Source organism: Bacteroides oleiciplenus YIT 12058 (assembly GCF_000315485.1).
GTDB classification, from domain to species: Bacteria; Bacteroidota; Bacteroidia; order Bacteroidales; family Bacteroidaceae; genus Bacteroides; species Bacteroides oleiciplenus.
This window is the reverse complement of record NZ_JH992942.1, coordinates 103,663-121,303: the sequence shown is the minus strand read 5'-3', so window position 1 is coordinate 121,303 and position 17,641 is coordinate 103,663. Positions and strand designations below refer to the sequence as shown.

Sequence of the window (17,641 nt, the reverse complement as noted above, 5' to 3'; positions counted from 1 at the left end):
TCAGTATGAGAATACAATCAGGAAATTCCTACATATATAATCTCATTATCTAAAACCTATTGATTCAATTGGTTATATCTGAGTTGCTCAATACTCCTTTATACAATTTAGCATATACAATCTTTCCAATGAAAGGATTTTGTATTGAAGGAGTAGCCGTATCACGATAATCTCCACCAATTCCTAACAGATAATCAGGTGCTTGGTCTTTTTTGGGGAAATTAAATGTTCCGGATACTTTTACTTCTTTCACTTTAGTACCATTAATATACATCCTGAAAGTTGTTTTATCGTATGTAACAACAGCATGGTAATAAATATCTTTTCCTAATTGAATAGGAGTCTGAAAATTATTATTTGGCAATACCCACTTATTATTTGCCCTATAATAAAACGCCAGTTGGCTACCGCTGGTAATTTCATACCCTAATCCACCGCTTTCCATTGAGGAGAATGGATTTACTCCTCCATCAGGAGAAAATAGGATTTCCATAGAAAACATCCCTTTCATAGCTTTACCAATAGCATCTTCTTTACTATAAGGAATATAGAAGAAATTACTTCCATCAAAAACGGCCTCATATTTCTCATACAAACTATTCCAACGTGTTTCTATGGCATTCGTCGTTCCTTCTACAACGGGCAAAGAAGATATTTCTTCATTCATATTAGTAGCTATCCCCTTATCTGCAAATTGTACATCCATGATTAATTTCGGAATTTTTTCATTAGGAAAACCTATTATGAGAACGGTCAAATGACTGTATTTCTTTATTTTTTCATAAATGTCCGGTTCATTATAATAGATTCTATAATTCCACGAATATTGTCTTACAGGCCTGTTATTGACTTGCGCATTCTCAAAGTTCGTTTTCATAGCCTGATAGACGTCAGAATCAAAACTTATTCCGTCAACATTATTTTCCTGCATAGATTTCAGCCAACCATCACAAATTTCCTTTTGTTCTTGTTCGGTTTTTCCTACCAGACTACTCCAAGTAGAGTAAAAACTTACATGCCATCCATCATTTGCAAATGAAGTCAGATGTGTGATATAACGACTTTCAACCAAAACACGTTGCTTGATATTATATTTGCTGTCTAGACGATACAAGGTTTCACGAATAATCGCTTCATTCTCATCCGTACTCAAATCCTTAAAATCAAGCCATAAAAAATTAAAATCAGGTTTCATTACAAGGAGATCATCCATATACTCCTCAAAAGTTTGGCCTGTTGAAGTTTCCAGTTCATGCCCAATCATCAAAACAGGAGTACCACTCTCTCTGGAAACATGAATATCTACTTCAAAATTACTTATCCCATAATCGACAGCATCCTGTAACTTAACAATATCATTGCACTTATGGGCTCCCAAAATCATTGTTTGACCAAAATCGTCAGTAGAAAGAATACCTCTGGTCATAGGGTCGTCAACGTTAGTATTCAATAAATCAGAAGAACATGATGCCAATATCATCGTTCCCAGTAATAAACCAAATAACATCTTGAACTTTTTCATAAACATATATTTTTAATTCAATTATTAATTCCACCCCGGATTATTAGGTTTCAAATCCGGATTCCTTTCAATTTCGACTCCCGGTACGGGCCACAACAAATCTTTCTCTGTGAATACGCGAGTTACCAGTCTTCGTCCGGTTATTCCGTATACGTCTCCCGGCAATACTTCCAAGGCAACACCCCAGCGACGAAGATCGAACCAACGATGTCCTTCCGCAATAAGTTCAACGGCTCTTTCGTGTTTGATGCGTGTCAATACCTCTTCTTTAGAAGAAGCTTTCAGCCATGCAGGACCACTGTTGATAGCAGGCATATTGGTAGAAGGGCGTTGGCGCACTTTATTAATATATTCTACTGCCGTAGCTTGGTCATTCAACTCATTCTTGCACTCTGCATACATTAGGAACACATCTGCCAGACGGAGTATTGGAAAGTTAATAGGAGTATGTTCCCTATTATTTATCTCTCCATTCATATTACCTTCGGGTACAAATTTCCGGAAAATGTACGACTCTGTTCTGGCAGGACTCAATCGAATAAAGCCGTTTGTTTCATTCGGAGCTATGTTCCGGGCAATTATAAACTCACAAGTCTTAGGCTGATTATTTACCCACCCCGGATAAGTGGTATAAGGCATAATGATGGTTTCACTCATTCTCGGGTCACGTTTCGGATACATCTCGAGCAACTTGTCCTTGTATTCGGGATAAGACGCAACCGTTTTACCTCCTTCTGCAAGTACCGATACAAAGGTTTTGTCCTTCACGTCCGTACTGCTGAATCCTGGAATAACTTCTTCCCAATCAAAAGGTTTGCCATCCTTATACTCATACATGCCCACCAACGTAGCGGACGGTAGCACGACATTCCAGCAACTGCCATACGTAGCACGGCTACCCATATAGAAAGTCATTGGCATACCATAATCCTTGCCTACACCTCCTGAGTTCTGAATAGCGAAAATCATTTCATCGCTTTGATCGCCTTCCGAAGTGAATAACTTAGCATAATCAGCATACAAAGAGTAATTATATCCTCTGCCCGACGGATCCAATATAATTTCCTCGAAGTCCTTGGCGGCTTTTGCATACTCTTTCGTATACAGATATACTTTTCCACGCAACGCATAAGCGGCTCCCAGTGTCACGCGCCCATAGTCATCTTGTATCCTCTTTACAGGAAGATTACTATTAACAGCGGCATCCAAGTCAGCAAGGATGAACTGCACGACTTGCTCTTCAGAGCTTCTGGGCTTCTTTAAGTCATTATAATCTGTACTCAAGTTTACACTTTCGTCATATAGCGGCAATGCTCCATAGAAATTATAGAGTTCGAAATAATACAAGGCACGCAAAAATCTGGCTTCTGCCAAATACTGGCTTTTAAGTTCTTCACTCATACTTTCTATCCCAGGTACCTTCTGTAGCACCAGATTGGCTCTCATCACCCCGTCGTAAAGGGACTTCCATTTATCCTCCACTAAGGCATGCCGATCATTATAAGTACCTAAGATTACCGGTCCGAAACCCTGAGAATCATATCCCACCCCTATATCCGACATACAATCATAAGCAAATCTCATTCCAAAAGCATTATCTTCTCTGAGAGCTGCATATACTCCCATCATTCCTTGTTTGGCATGAGTTTCCGTTTGCCAGAAGATGCCATCGCTTATTTGGTCGGCCGGATACCTGTCCAGATCATAACAACTATTCAAGCACATTGATGCAACAAATGCACCTAATATTATTCTATACTTTTTCATAAAACATCAATTTAAAATGAAAGATTAACTCCAATAACAGCCTGTCTCATAGAAGGGTAGTCGACGCCAGAGACTTCCGGGTCCAGACCATCATATTTGGTAAACGTAAAGAAGTTCTCTAAGCTACCGTAGATTCTCACACGCTCTATAGGCAGAGATGGGAACGCCGTTCTCGTAAAGGTGTATCCTAACTGGATATTCTTAATTTTAAGGAATGATCTATTCTGAATCCAGAAGTCACTAATCAATGTATTCCGGTTATCACTGAATTCCAGTAAGCGGGGATAGCGAGCTGATCCCTGAATACCTTCATACCAACGACCATCTGCTATCTTCTTGTTGAGCTGATAACTGTGTCGAACAACCGGACGAAAATAATTATCCAGCCAATAAGTTTCCACTCCGGTGACCCCCTGTAAGAGAACAGAGAAATCGAAACCTTTATAAGCCCCTCCCAAGTTCAAGCCGAAAGTACATTTCGGAGTAGCTCCATTACCGATAATCGTACGGTCATCATCATTAATCACACCGTCACCATTCAAATCTTTATATAGCAAGTCTCCCAGTTCCGGACGATTAGAGGGAAATGTTTTTTTAGGCTTGCCTGTACTTGGATCAATCGGAGTATTATCCACTAACTGCTGCACAAAGTCCAAATCCTGCTGTGTCTGCACAATGCGGTCAACAACATAGCCATACTGAACATTTATCGAATAACCTTCTTTAATCATATCAGCATTAGTAATAGCACTTTCATTGCCCTTGAACTTGGTTACCTTGTTGTTTATAAAAGTGATATTACCATTCACGAAATAAGAGAAATCCTTTATCTTATCTTGCCAGCCCAAACTAATCTCCACACCTTTGTTTACCACTATGCCTGCATTTTGTCTTGGGATAGTTGCATTTCCGTTCACAAGCGGAGCCGGAAGATCAATCAGGATATCTTCCGTCTTTTTATGGAAATATTCGACCGTACCGGTAAAACGGTTATTTGCCAAACCGAAATCCACCCCTACATTAAAGATTTTCGTCTTTTCCCAAGTCAGGTTTCCATTAGGAATAGCCTGCATAGCCACTCCGGTAGCTATATTATTATTCAGGATATAGTTGGATGCCGAATATAAAGATTGAGCATCATAATTACCTTCAATATCCGCATTCTTACTTCTCAACGCATTGTTACCCAACACACCATACGAAGCGCGTAGTTTCAGATTACTCAATGTCAGTTTCTCCGATAAATCTTTCACAAAAGGTTCTTCACTGATTCTCCAAGCAGCGGAAGCTGAAGGGAAATATCCCCAACGGTTACCCTCCATAAAACGGGAAGAACCATCAGCGCGGAGATTCACTTCAAACAGATATTTGTTATCCCAGTTCAATTTCAGTCGACTAAAGTAAGAACGCATCACCCATTCCACCGTATTACCTGAAGACGAAGCAGCTCCGGTGGCGCCATCAATCACTCCCAGTCCCGGATCCAGCAAGTCCTGCTTGGTTGTCTTGAACCACTTATAGCGGAACAATTCCTGACTAGCTCCCACCATAATGCTATAATCCAGTTTGGAAACCTTATTCTGATAAGCAGCGGTCACATCCATCAGATAGTCATTCCATTTGTAATCACTGTTCATGATGTGAGTTTTACCAATGCCGGTAGAAGCCACCACATCGTTCAGGAAATTCCATTGCTCCAGAAATACCGGTTTAGCATCATCCGTCTTATTACGATACATATAGTTGAATGATCCAGTCAGCGTAAATCCTTTGAAAGGAGTCAATGTTCCGTAAAAACGGCTTTTCACATACCGTTCTTGGATATCTCCCGCAGTATTATATAAACGATAAATAGGATTATTGGCTGCATTCTGAGCATCGTCCTGGTCATTATTTACAGAACCCAACCGACCATCAGGAGCACGAAACACCATACCCGGAGAAGTAGCGGCAGCGTAAGTAAAGACATCTTCCATTTTATTCGTACCCTGCTCCGTAAAAGATACATATCCATTAATATTAGTTCCGATCTTCAACCAGGAAGTTACGTCAATGTCCAGATTAACGCGTGCTTGCGTCTTTTTATAACCAGAATTATCCATCACCCCCGGTGAGTGCAGGAAGCCAAAAGAAGTATAAAACTTGACTTTATCCGAACCACCGCTAATTGAAACACTATGGTTGTTACTCAAAGATGTTTTAAACAACTCATCCATCAGACTTGTATTTGGATATTTCAACGCATCTTTTCCTTCATTGGCACGCCACAATTTGATGGCATCATCCGAGTATTTGGTTGGCAAGTTTGAATTGGAAAAACCTTCATTAATCAATTCCATGTAATCAGCATAGTTAGACACTAAATCAAAGGTTTTTCCTACAGACTCCCAAGAAAGATAACCATTGTAATCAACTTTTGTCTTACCCTGCTTACCGCTGCGTGTAGTAATCAAAATAACACCATTAGCAGCTCTCGAACCATAAATAGCTGCTGATGCAGCATCTTTCAGAACCGAGAGATTCTCAATATCCTGAGGTTGTACGCTGTTTAATGAGCCTTCTACTCCATCAATAATGACAAGTGGCGCCGAATTATTCAGGGTTCCTTGGCCACGAATCATTATAGACGCCGTGTTATCACCCGGTTTGTTTGAACTGGAAGTTACCTGCACACCGGCAGCCATACCCGCCAATCCCTGTGATACATCTGTAATCGGACGACTTTCGCTCATTTCCGCCATATTGATATTGGCGACAGAGCCCGTCAGGTTTACCTTCTTTTCAGAACCATATCCTACAACCACGACTTCATCCAGTGACTGTGCATCTTCCGTCAAAGCTATTTTCAGCTCTGTAGTATTGCCGGTAATTTTAACTTCTTTAGTCAGATATCCAATATAAGAAATCTGAACAACACTGCCGAGCGGTACATTGTCAAGCGTGAAATTTCCATCAATATCTGTAATGACTCCATTGCTTGTACCTTTTATAATTACATTAGCGCCGATAATCGGTTCACCCTGTACATCCAGTACTTTGCCTTTAATCGTTTTTTGTTGTGTGATACTCTCTACCATATCAGCATGGGGTGATGTAGAATTGGTTCCTGTCGCCCATAATGATCCGGTAGCAATTAAAGCTAGCGATGCTCCCAATACCATTCTTTTGGGAAGAGAGCTGCAATGTTTGAGGTTTCTTTTCATAAGTACTAAAGATTAGTTGTTATTAACGCTGCAAGTTTACGCCTTTTCACCTTATAGGCATTATCCAAATCGTCCAAAGAAACAATGAAAATTATCCGTGGACATTTTTAATAGGATTCAGGAAAATTTTCATAGATATACATGTCATTTCTATTTCAATGTCACATCTTTGTAAAAATCATCCCGACAATAATCATATACATTCTGTACAATATTACAATCCGGTCCTATTAAATAGCACTAATATTGCAGCAATAATATTTCAAAGACTCAAACAAATCACTAAAAATAAATATTATGAGAAAACTTTCATCTTTATTACTCTTGATGGTCTTATCCATCTGCTGGAGTTATGCACAACAAGCCAAATATGTATTCTACTTTATTGGCGACGGAATGGGTGTCAACCAAGTGCAAGGTACAGAAATCTATCAGGCAGAACTGGAAGGAAAAATGGGAATTTCCCCTTTGCTATTTACTCAGTTCCCCTATTCTACTGTCGCAATTACCAACTCGGCCACAAACAGGGTTACAGACTCGGCTGCCGCAGGTACAGCACTTGCCACCGGCCGTAAGACTAAAAACAACGCTATTGGCGTATTGAAGGATCAGGAAACTCCAATTAGCAGTGTAGCTGTATGGGCAAAGAATAAAGGCTGCCGGGTGGGCATTGCCACCAGCGTCACCGTCAACCATGCAACTCCCGGAGCCTTTTACGCACATGCCGCTAAGCGTACCCTTTATCACGAGATTGGAAAAGACTTATATAAGACCGGCTTCGATTTCTATGCCGGTTCCGACTTCCGGGATGCAACGGACAAGAACAATCCCACAACTGAAAACTTATATGAGATGGCCAGCAAAAACGGATATACCATCGCACGCGGTTATAAAGATTATCTAAAACAGAGCAAAAAAGCTGATAAGATGCTCCTACTGCAAACTGAAGAAGCCTCTAAACGTGAATTTGTAGCCATTCCTTATGCCATCGACCGTAAGAAGGGGGATATGACTCTTCAGGACATCACTCGTTCCGCCATCAATTTCTTGTCGAAAGATTCATCCAAAGGCTTTTTCCTGATGGTGGAAGGAGGAAGAATTGACTGGGCCTGCCACAGCAATGATGCCGCAACCACATTTCACGAAGTAATAGACTTCGACAATGCCATCAAGATAGCTTATGAGTTTTATTCGCAACATTCGGATGAAACGCTGATAGTTGTCACAGCCGATCACGAAACCGGAGGCTTTGTACTGGGAACAGGTACTTACGACCTGAATCTACAGGTATTGAAAAACCAAAAAGTCAGCGAAAATGGCTTCACCCGCATCGTTAACGAAATGCGCGCCAAGACCAACAATCAAGTGAGTTGGGAAGCTATACGACAGGCCTTGAAAGACAATTTCAGTTTCTGGGATAAGATAGAACTAACTACCGAGCAGGAAGCCCGATTGAAGACGGTTTATGAAAAAAGCCTGATGCATCAGGAGATGAAGCTGGAAAAGAGCGAATATGCACAAGACGAACCGATAGCATCGGAGGCTAAACGTATTATCAATGAAATAGCTCTCGTAGGCTGGACCAGCGGAGGACATTCAGCCGGTTATGTTCCGGTATTTGCCATTGGAGCAGGGGCAGATTTGTTCCAAGGCCGTATAGATAACACAGAGATACCTACAAAAATTGCTCAGGCTGCCGGATACCCTATAGATTTCTAAATGATTTTGAATTTATCTTAGGCGCAGATTACGTGTAATCCGTGCCTAAATCTCCGAATCTTTTCTTTTCTGATAACTCTGTGGCGTACATCCGTACTGATTTTTGAAACAACGGCTGAAATACACCGGCGAACTGAATCCACAGCGATCGCTTACCTCCGCAATCGGCAAATCAGCATATCGGCGAAGAAGAGTTGCAGCATATTTCAAGCGGTAATTGAGCACAAAGTTATTAGGAGTCATGCCCGTCAAAGCTTTAAATTTGGAATACAGCAAAGAGCGACCTATACCAACTTCCTTACACAATTCCGGTATATCAAAATCAGGATCATCAATATGTTCCTCAATGATTTGTGACGTTTTGCGCAACATCTCCTGATCCAGCGGATTAATGCTGGTCAAATCAATTTCCGACAGAGGTTTCTTACGAAGTTGATGTTGTATCAGCAATCTGTTCCTTACCAGATTATTAGCTCTTGCCAAAAGCAACTGTGCATTGAAAGGTTTGCTTATATAGTCATCCGCCCCACGATTCAGCCCCTCAATGCTCTGCTCCGTATTGTTGAGCGCAGTAAGCAGAATAATAGGAATATGACACAAATCAACATTATTCTTTATTTGCAGGCACATTTCAATTCCAGTCATTTCAGGCATCATAATATCTGATATAATCAGATTCGGCTTATGCTCGTAGGCTTGAGCAAGCCCTTCTTTTCCATTATTTGCCAGGTAGACTTGATAGAAAGGTTCAAAAAGCTGTTTCAAGATTTGCAGCAGTTCTTTATTGTCTTCCACCAGCAACAGTTTCCTGTCGTTCTCCTTTGCCGTTTCCTGCAATAGTGAGTCTTCCGGTACAGGCACTTCATAAAAAGAGGCTATTTTCTCGCCTAACAATGGTCCTGTAGTAGTCATCATATCAGATACACTATCAACAAATTGAATATGTTCGTCTTCCTGATAGATACTCATGTTGAGCGATAAAGTAATTGTAAAAGTGCTGCCCTTCCCTACCTCACTTTCTACAGAAATTGCCCCATGATGTTTTTCTACGATGCTTTTGGTCAAAGCCAAACCGATGCCTGTACCTGGAGATTGTTCGTTTCCCTTCTGATTCCTGCCCTGATAAAAGCGGTCGAAAATACGGGCGGAATCCAAATCTGAGATGCCACTACCAGTATCGCAAATCTGTATCTTCACATTACTGTTATCAGTGGCAATTATCATACCTATTTTCCCTCCGTCAGGGGTATATTTAAAGGCATTTGAAAGCAAATTAAAAAATACTTTCTCTAATTGCTTAGCATCAAACCAGCACACTATCTCCACCGGATTGCACTGAAAATCATAGCAAATGTTACGTTGATGTGCAAAGTCACTGAACGAAAGAAATATCTCTTTCAGGAATTTCCCTATATCCCGCTTCTCTATTTGCAATATAAAGCGATTCTGGGTAAATCGCCTGAAGTCCAGAAGCTCGGAAACCAAATTAGTCATCTGCTGTGCACTCTGCTTTATTTTCAATACCTTGTTGTATACTTGCGGAGGAAGCATCTGATTTTGCAACAAAGTATCAATATGGCTGACAATCAGTGTCAAGGGAGTACGGAATTCGTGACTCACATTAGTAAAGAATACCAGCTTGGCATGATTCATTTCTTCTATATGCTGTTTCTCGATGCGCTCCTTTTCCAGAGATTGCGCCAAAGCCTGTTTTGCCAACCGGTTTCGGGCATAGTAAGTGATGCCCGAAACAATTGTAATCAAATAGAATATCCATGCCCACCAGGTGGCATACCAAGGAGTTGCAATGTGAATAGCCAATTGAATGGGGGGCTGGCTGGAAGCATGCGCCATACGCACATAAAGCGTATACTCACCCGGATCGAGATTCGTATATCTGGCCTCCGGAGTCGGAGTAAATGTCCAGACTTTATCCAATCCTTCCAATTTATATTCAAAGCCTTGCTGCGCATATTTGTTCTGATAATCAGAATGGGCAAACTTGATAAGCAGATTATTTTCCTCAGTATCCAGCATTAGCTTCTTCGCAAAAGGAAGCGCTGCAGTGAGTATTTTATTTTCAGGTGACGGTTCTATCAACCGATTGTTAACATGAAGAGTGGAGAAATAAAGAGAACTTATCTCTACCTGGGAAGCATGAAATTCTTCTTCCGCCAAAAGAGTAACCCCTTTGGTATCTCCAATATAGATTTTATTGTCTGAAGAGACATAAATCCCGCAATCCCGGATGATCGGAGCCTTGAGATAGACTTCTTTCTGTCCCAAGCTGGTAAATGACTGCTCTTTCGGATCAAAAAGTATGATTCCCCGGTCTCCGGTAAGGATAAACTTATTGCTGGCAGTCTGTTTCACATTGTAACAATAATTGCTGGGCAATGTGCTGTTCTCCGTATTATAAACAATCATTTTCCTGGTATTCCGGTCATAAAACAGTAATCCGCTTCCTAACGTACAGATATATGCACCGTCTTTCGTCACCCGTACATGCGATATGCTGCCCTTATAGCCCATATCCTGCAGCTTGAGAGTACTTCTTTGAGTAACATCAGAAAGAGGGACAATCACAACTTTGTCTGCCTGGTTAGCATAGAAGTTTCCTTCTGCATCAATATCAAAATTTATACAGTAAGACTCCGGTTTGAACAGAAACGTAAAGTGATTAGTCACCGGATCGAGTTGAAAAACACCTTCACGGGAAGAAAGATAAAGTTTACCATTCCACATCTTGACCTGATAGATGAAATGGCGCGGAGCCGGAGTATTTTCCAACTGATGTTCCAGATAATTATAAAAGCTTTTTTTCTGAAAATCATAACGTGACAATCCTCCTAAGTGAGTTCCGATATACAGGTAGTCATTCTCCCGGTCATAGCAGATACTCTTTACATTGTTATGCGGAATAGAGTTCGGCCCCCCCGCTGTAAATTGATGTACCAGTTCCCAGTTTTCATTTATGCAACCTAAACCTCCTCCGTCAGTACTGATCCAAAGATTTCCATGTTTATCAGCCGTCATCTCACCAATATATGAATAATATAGATTGGAAAGATTTCCGGCCTGGTAGTCATAATGTACAAATCCACTGCGATCGGGAGTAAAGTAGTTCACTCCTCCATAGAAACTTCCTATCCAGATAGTTCCCTGTTGGTCAGTATAAAGAGAAAAAATGGAAGGATGATTCAAGCCTCCCACATACTGAGGTATCTGTATCAGTGTATAGGTTTGCTTCCGGACATCATACTTTTGTAAACCTACGAAAGTTCCAAACCAAATATTATGCTCATCATCCTCGACAAAGGCACGTATCTGCATATTGCGGATACCAGCACTTCCGGTAAGTGCATAAGGAACTTTTTGCAATACATTATCCTTGAGCCGATACAATCCTTGCATGCGAGTGCCTATCCACACTTCTTCGTCCGAACTCTCGAAAATGCAATATACATCTATATTTTCCAGTAAAAACCGGGATGGTTGGAGTGTGTTTTGAGGAATGATATACATTCCCTCCATCATGCCGACATATATATTGGTTTTGCTAATTGCCAGCGTGTTTACGGTATAAGGAGGAAGTTTCACTTTCGACCGGGCGGTATGCTGTCGGCAATCGTAAGCGAAAAGAGAATCTTTCCGGGCATACCATATTTCATTCTGATAGACAGCCAAAGCAGTAGTAGCATTGTCTGCCGTATATTGCTTAAATGTGGAGGTATGAATGTCATAGCCAAACAAATTATTATCAGCTATGAAGAAAATATTGCCATCGATATCATGAACAATGAAAGGTACATAATTACCAATCCAAAGTTTTTCCCCATCCGCATCTGTAATTTCGCCCTTGACATAAGTAATTTGTTCTCCATCATACATATTGATACCTTCCTGCGTTCCAAACCACATTCGTCCCAATCCATCCTGGGCAATACTCAAAACCGAAGGTTGTGATAGTCCATTTTGTAAGCCCAAATTACGGAAATATTCGGCAGTTGCCGGAAGTGTGCTAAATAGCAAAAAAAATAGAGATATGATTCTGTTTTTCATTAGTATGGTTTCCGCATTTTATTATGAATGCAAAAATAAGGAAAAAAGAATATAGCTCCTACTAAAACAAAGTTTATTGTTGAAAGAACTGCCCCAAAAAGTTAGACACAAAACTTCAAGAGTGCAGTTCATATCCAACTCTTGAGGGACTTTATTTTTATTTTTTAAGGCATATCCTTATTTGAAAAGCAACTGTGCCATGTGATACAAACTTCTACGCCAAGTCAAGAATTCATGCGCCGTATCGGGAGAAACGAACGATGTAGCCTTAAAACCGGCAGCCTTGAGGTCATTCACAGCCTTAGTCACACCATCCGGATTCTCCTTGCTTCCGCAACTGATGAAGATAGATTCCACCTGCTTTTTATCCTTGATGTCGTCCGGTGCATAAGTACCACCGCTCAGCAGCCCGTAATAATTGAATACTTCCGGATGACGCAGAGTAATCAGTTTCGTCTCAAAACCACCCATAGAAAGCCCTGCCATAGCACGGTGCTTCTTGTCAGCCTGTGTACGGAAGTTACTATCAATATAAGGTATCAGTTCGTCAACCAGCACCGTTTCAAACTCCTTAGCCGTGAACTCTTTGATATGCCCAAATTTCACATCATTCGTCATACCATACGTCATTACGATGATGAACGGTTCAATCTTGCCTTCGGCAATCAGATTGTCCATAATCAGATTCGCATGCCCCTGGTTGGACCATGCCGTTTCATCTTCTCCCCATCCGTGCTGTAAATAGAGAACCGGATATTTCTTCTTATCCTTGCCATAAGTGGGCGGTGTATAAACAAATGCACGACGGTGAGTGTCTGTACTCTTGGAATAGAAATAAACCTGCTGAACATTGCCGTGAGGCACTTGTTTCATGGCATAGAAATCTTCGTCATGAGCCGGAATTTCAATACCGCTTTCCCATCGGCAAGAACCGTAATAATTCTTGGCGCCCGGATCATTAAACACACCGCCGTCGATAGTGAGGTGGTAATAATGGAATCCCTCGTCCATAGGGCCATCTGTAGTACCCACCCATACACCTTCTTTATCCTTGCGGAGAACTGTGCCGCCACGACCGCCCAGTCCAAGGCTGACAATGACTGATTTGGCATCAGGAACAACTACACGGAAGCGGGCATATCCTTGCGAATTAACCATAGGATATTGCTGTCCGGGCTGATTAAGCACAGAAGGACGGAAATCTTCTTTCACCACAGCATTATCACGTGCCGGATCAAAGTCCTTAATGATGCTATAGACACGTTTTGGCTTGTAATTCTCATCGTAAGGCAACGGATAATTGCGTGCGCCGAGCCATGAATCGCGGTCGGAAAGATTCCAGAAAGTAACATTGTCTACCACATCCTTATGCTTGCGAAGCACTTTAAACAGGCGAGCATACTGATCTTCCTGAAGCGTTTTGACTACCTGACTGATGTTGCCGCCATCACGGCTGAAGTTGAGCTGTCCTCCCATTTCCTGATTGGCACGAATATCCAACTCGGTAATATGGATATGTCTCACTATCGTAGAGTATTTTGTCAAGGCAGCATCTACATCTTCCATGCTCGGACCGTAGACATTGTAATGTCCCTGCATGCCGATACCATCAATGGGCACACCTTCTTCCTTCATGGATTTCACCATATTATAGATGCGGTCGCGCTTTCCGGGATCGGCAGCATTATAGTCATTGTAGAAAAGCAGCACGTTAGGGTCGGCCTCACGGGCATAGATAAAGGCTTTCTTAATAAACTCGTCACCGGCTATCTGATAAAGGGGGGAATTGCGATACGGGCTTGGTTGCTCTCCCATGCCTCGCCGGCCACCCTGCCATCCACCATCGGAGATAGCTTCGTTCACCACATCCCACGCATATATCACATCTTTATAACGCTCCACGATGGCTGTGATGTGATGCTTCATATTCTGGAACAATTTCTCTTTCGACACAAGATTGCCTTTTTCATCCTTATACATCCATTCTCCTATCTGGGCATGCCACATCAAGCAGTGCCCACGTAACTTGATTCCGTTGCTACGGCAAAAGTCGGCAATCTTGTCGGCATTATCCCAATTGAACTGTCCGTAGGCAGGCTCGGTGGGTTGCGGCTTCATATCGTTTTCTGCCGTAATACTGTTGAAGTCTTTTTTGATGATGGCAATCTGTTCGGGATTTGCGATGTTACGCATATTAACAGCCACGCCGATAGAGAAGTAATCTTTATAAGCATCCTTCAGTCCCGTTTCGTCGCTTTGTGCGAACCCGGTATTTACGTTCATGGCAAATGCCAATGCGCAAAGGGAAAATTTAAATAAATGTTTCATCTGATAATTATTAAAAAGGTTTTTCATTGTATATCCTTATACTATGATATCATATATTCATTACTTAATGTTTGCTATTGGAAACGGTTGCAAAAGAATGCTTTTTTTAGAGAGAATCCCCATATCTGTGTTACAAGTTTTTTCGCTTATGTTACCCCCTTTAATAAAAAGTGAAGGAAAACGTCTTTTTATAGTTGACGCCACCACTAAAATGAAAAAGAAAAAAGATAATTGTAACCAAAACGAAATACACATGACATAAAAACATAACACGTATGTCTGAACTTTGCCGCCATAAATTAATCGACTACAACTAAGAATTATGAAGAAAAGCGCATTGATGTTGCTCATCATTTTGTTGCCACTGGCTGTGAAAGCTCAAACTCCATACCGCAACGAAGACGGAAAGAAGATTGATAAAGAAGAGCTGGAAACAAAAGACTATCTTCCGGAAATACATGGTACTATCCGCACCAAGTTCGAGTATCAGACAGAAATGGCTGCCAGCCGCTTCGAAGTGCGCAATGCGCGTATTAGTATTACTGGCAACGTATTACCGATAGTGGCTTATAAAGCAGAAATCGACCTTTCCGATGAGGGACAAATCAAGATGCTGGATGCCTACGCCCGCCTCTTCCCGGTAAAAGACCTGACAGTAACCGCAGGACAAATGCGTGTGCCGTTCACCATTGACGCCCACCGTTCTCCGCACCAGCAATATTTTGCCAACCGTTCATTCATTGCGAAACAAGTCGGTAACGTACGTGACGTTGGCGTTACATTGGGATATAAACTCGGAACTGAAATACCTGTTACATTAGAGGGCGGGCTTTATAATGGTTCGGGACTGACCAACCAGAAGGAGTGGCACAAAGAAGTGAATTACTCCGCTAAAGCGCAATTCCTGTTTGCCCAAAAACTTAATCTAGCTTTAAGTATACAGAGCATTCAGCCGCAGGATGTACGGATAAACTCTTATGACATCGGTGCTTTCTACGAATTCGGTCGCTTCCACATCGAAGGGGAGTATCTGTACAAAACATACGCAGACAATGCTTACGACAATGTACATGCCGTGAACAGTTTCATCAACTACGATTTGCCCTTACGAAAGGTATTCAACAAAATGTCTTTCCTGGCACGCTACGACATGATGACCAGTCAAAGCGATGGAAAAGCCATTGATGAAGAAACCGGCGCATTAGTCACTACCGACTACAAACGGCATCGCGTAACCGGTGGTGTCACTTTCAGCCTCAGCAAAGCGTTCCGCACCGACCTTCGCCTAAACTTCGAGAAATACTTTTATGCTAAAAACAGCATTGCTAAAGAATCAGAGCAGGATAAGATTGTGTTGGAGCTGATGGTACGGTTCTAAATATATCGAACGAAATCCCGAGGTGCTATCATAGCACCTCTTTCTTCAGAAAGTCCGACAAATGCAGATGTTGTATGCCTTGCACATCTCCTCCACGATTAAACTCGTCCAAACTGACAACATACTTTGGATAATTATCCGGTATATTCATCAGATTGCCAAACTCCCGTTCCCGGGTTTTGTCATCTATCATCAGATAAACGACCTGCACATACACTCGCTTACCTTGTTTCACCCCAACAAAGTCTATCTCTTTCTGGGCATTGTCACCCACATACACATCATATTGCAAGGAACTGATATGGAGATAAACAGCATTTTCCAGTAATTTCTGTATGTCCCGCTGCAGATTGAAACCCAGATGGCAATTCCGCAAACCTAAATCTTCAAAGAAATATTTGTCACCAATCTCAAACTTCCTCAATCCGGAGACATCAATCCTACCTATTTTATTAATTAAATAAGCACTGCTCAGAGCTTTCAGGTAATTAATAACCTGCGGAGTAGATATATCTACCTTTTGTGACTTCAAATACTTACTAATATTATTTGCAGAAAAAAGACTTCCTACATTATCAGCCGTATACAATGCCAATGTCTCAAGGAAGTCTACATTGCGGATTCCCTCACGCTTCACTACGTCTTTCAACAATATGGTAGAATAAATATTCCGAAGATACTCAAATGCCAGTTCATCCGTCAGTTGCAAACGAGATAAGTAAGGGAGCCCGCCATAAGTGAGATACAACATCAAACTTTGGTTGTTATCTTCCAATTGATGAAACTCTAAAAACTCAGGATAATTCAGACTGTGTACATGAAACTCCACATATCGTCCTGAAAGATAAGTAGACAACTCTCCTGAAAGCATTTTAGCGTTGCTACCGGTAATATAAATATCGCAGCTATCTCTTGCCTGTAAGCTACGCAGCACATGCTCAAAGCCATCAATATCCTGCACTTCATCAATAAAGAGATAGTTATCCACACCTTCCTGAAATTTATCGTGCAAATATTCAAACAAATCCGTATCATTCCGAATGCCCCTGAATTCTTCGTATTCCATATTGATATAGAGAATGTTTGCTTGGGGATTCTCTTTAAGAATATCAATTTGAAGCTGTTTTAAGATGCAACTCTTCCCTACCCGCCGTTGTCCGGTCAGTACTTTGATGATGCCCTTCCCAATAAAAGGACGTATTCTATTTGTATACAAAGGACGATTTATTAGCTTCATACTTTTATAATTTATGATTAACAAACAATGCAAATATAGCAATTTTATTAAGTATAAATTATAAGTTCTGTAAAAATGCGACATTTATTAAATATAAATACAAGTATTACGGGCGCTTCCTACACGATATTTTTCTCATCGCCCCAAACATATCATATCAAAACTTGGAAATAATCAGTTCCGCCCGGACCGGTACAGGATACCGAATATATTAATAAAATATCCTGTCAGACATATAATGGGAGCTACCCTTATACGCAATCCGCTGAATATATCAGGGTTGTAGGCGGCGGGGGTACTCCCCTCGCCGCTCATGAACAGATATCCCACTATTATTATTACCGAACCAATTAGCAGAATCACATAATTTCTCTTGCCAAATACCGTCTCGTTCTGCTTCATTATTTTTGTTCCCATATTCTTCT

The 17,641-nt window shown here is 41.3% G+C and carries 9 protein-coding genes; 2 read left to right on the top strand and 7 right to left on the bottom strand.

Annotated features, from left to right (window positions below):
• Positions 1-64: 64 nt before the first annotated feature.
• Genes HMPREF9447_RS14110 through HMPREF9447_RS14100 form a run of 3 tightly spaced genes read right to left on the bottom strand, consistent with a single transcriptional unit; the run spans position 65 to position 6,492 of the window.
• A complete protein-coding gene (locus tag HMPREF9447_RS14110) occupies positions 65-1,522 on the bottom strand; it encodes a LamG-like jellyroll fold domain-containing protein (protein ID WP_009130400.1) in 1,458 nt (485 codons plus the stop codon).
• A 24-nt stretch (positions 1,523-1,546) separates the two neighbouring features.
• Positions 1,547-3,289 (bottom strand): RagB/SusD family nutrient uptake outer membrane protein, encoded by a 1,743-nt coding sequence (locus HMPREF9447_RS14105; RefSeq protein WP_009130399.1) that lies wholly within the window; start codon positions 3,287-3,289, stop codon positions 1,547-1,549.
• An 11-nt stretch (positions 3,290-3,300) separates the two neighbouring features.
• Positions 3,301-6,492 (bottom strand): SusC/RagA family TonB-linked outer membrane protein, encoded by a 3,192-nt coding sequence (locus HMPREF9447_RS14100; protein WP_009130398.1) that lies wholly within the window; start codon positions 6,490-6,492, stop codon positions 3,301-3,303.
• 297 nt (positions 6,493-6,789) lie between these two features.
• Here HMPREF9447_RS14100 and HMPREF9447_RS14095 point away from each other — a divergent pair, with 297 nt between their 5' ends.
• Complete coding sequence (locus tag HMPREF9447_RS14095) at positions 6,790-8,211, top strand: alkaline phosphatase (RefSeq protein ID WP_009130397.1); 1,422 nt, start codon at positions 6,790-6,792, stop codon at positions 8,209-8,211.
• Positions 8,212-8,256: 45 nt separating this feature from the next.
• On the opposite strand, the gene HMPREF9447_RS14090 is transcribed toward HMPREF9447_RS14095, so the two are convergent.
• Together HMPREF9447_RS14090 and xyn10D/fae1 are read right to left on the bottom strand one after the other, a co-directional pair.
• On the bottom strand, positions 8,257-12,273 hold the full coding sequence (locus HMPREF9447_RS14090; protein ID WP_009130396.1) for a hybrid sensor histidine kinase/response regulator transcription factor: 4,017 nt from the start codon (positions 12,271-12,273) through the stop codon (positions 8,257-8,259).
• A 177-nt stretch (positions 12,274-12,450) separates the two neighbouring features.
• A complete protein-coding gene (xyn10D/fae1, locus tag HMPREF9447_RS14085; protein WP_009130395.1) occupies positions 12,451-14,601 on the bottom strand; it encodes a bifunctional endo-1,4-beta-xylanase/feruloyl esterase in 2,151 nt (716 codons plus the stop codon).
• Between the two features lie 322 nt (positions 14,602-14,923).
• Here xyn10D/fae1 and HMPREF9447_RS14075 point away from each other — a divergent pair, with 322 nt between their 5' ends.
• Entirely contained in the window at positions 14,924-15,979 is a 1,056-nt protein-coding gene (locus HMPREF9447_RS14075) for a porin (RefSeq protein WP_009130394.1), read from the top strand.
• Positions 15,980-16,007: 28 nt separating this feature from the next.
• Here the strand turns inward: HMPREF9447_RS14075 and HMPREF9447_RS14070 are convergent, their stop codons facing one another.
• Both HMPREF9447_RS14070 and HMPREF9447_RS14065 read right to left on the bottom strand, forming a co-directional pair.
• Positions 16,008-17,216, bottom strand: a complete 1,209-nt coding sequence (locus HMPREF9447_RS14070) for an ATP-binding protein (protein WP_009130393.1) — start codon at positions 17,214-17,216, stop codon at positions 16,008-16,010.
• A gap of 174 nt (positions 17,217-17,390) precedes the next feature.
• Positions 17,391-17,633: a DUF3098 domain-containing protein gene (locus tag HMPREF9447_RS14065; RefSeq protein ID WP_009130392.1), complete on the bottom strand. Its 243-nt coding sequence runs from the start codon at positions 17,631-17,633 to the stop codon at positions 17,391-17,393.
• Positions 17,634-17,641 lie beyond the last annotated feature (8 nt).

Bases quoted from the DNA above. Each gene is read 5' to 3' on its own strand.
- HMPREF9447_RS14075 (WP_009130394.1), top strand. From the start codon at position 14,924: ATGAAGAAAAGCGCATTGATGTTGCTCATCATTTTGTTGCCACTGGCT.
- HMPREF9447_RS14105 (WP_009130399.1), bottom strand. From the start codon at position 3,289: ATGAAAAAGTATAGAATAATATTAGGTGCATTTGTTGCATCAATGTGC.
- HMPREF9447_RS14110 (WP_009130400.1), bottom strand. From the start codon at position 1,522: ATGAAAAAGTTCAAGATGTTATTTGGTTTATTACTGGGAACGATGATA.
- HMPREF9447_RS14070 (WP_009130393.1), bottom strand. From the start codon at position 17,216: ATGAAGCTAATAAATCGTCCTTTGTATACAAATAGAATACGTCCTTTT.
- HMPREF9447_RS14090 (WP_009130396.1), bottom strand. From the start codon at position 12,273: ATGAAAAACAGAATCATATCTCTATTTTTTTTGCTATTTAGCACACTT.
- xyn10D/fae1 (WP_009130395.1), bottom strand. From the start codon at position 14,601: ATGAAACATTTATTTAAATTTTCCCTTTGCGCATTGGCATTTGCCATG.
- HMPREF9447_RS14100 (WP_009130398.1), bottom strand. From the start codon at position 6,492: ATGAAAAGAAACCTCAAACATTGCAGCTCTCTTCCCAAAAGAATGGTA.
- HMPREF9447_RS14095 (WP_009130397.1), top strand. From the start codon at position 6,790: ATGAGAAAACTTTCATCTTTATTACTCTTGATGGTCTTATCCATCTGC.
- HMPREF9447_RS14065 (WP_009130392.1), bottom strand. From the start codon at position 17,633: ATGGGAACAAAAATAATGAAGCAGAACGAGACGGTATTTGGCAAGAGA.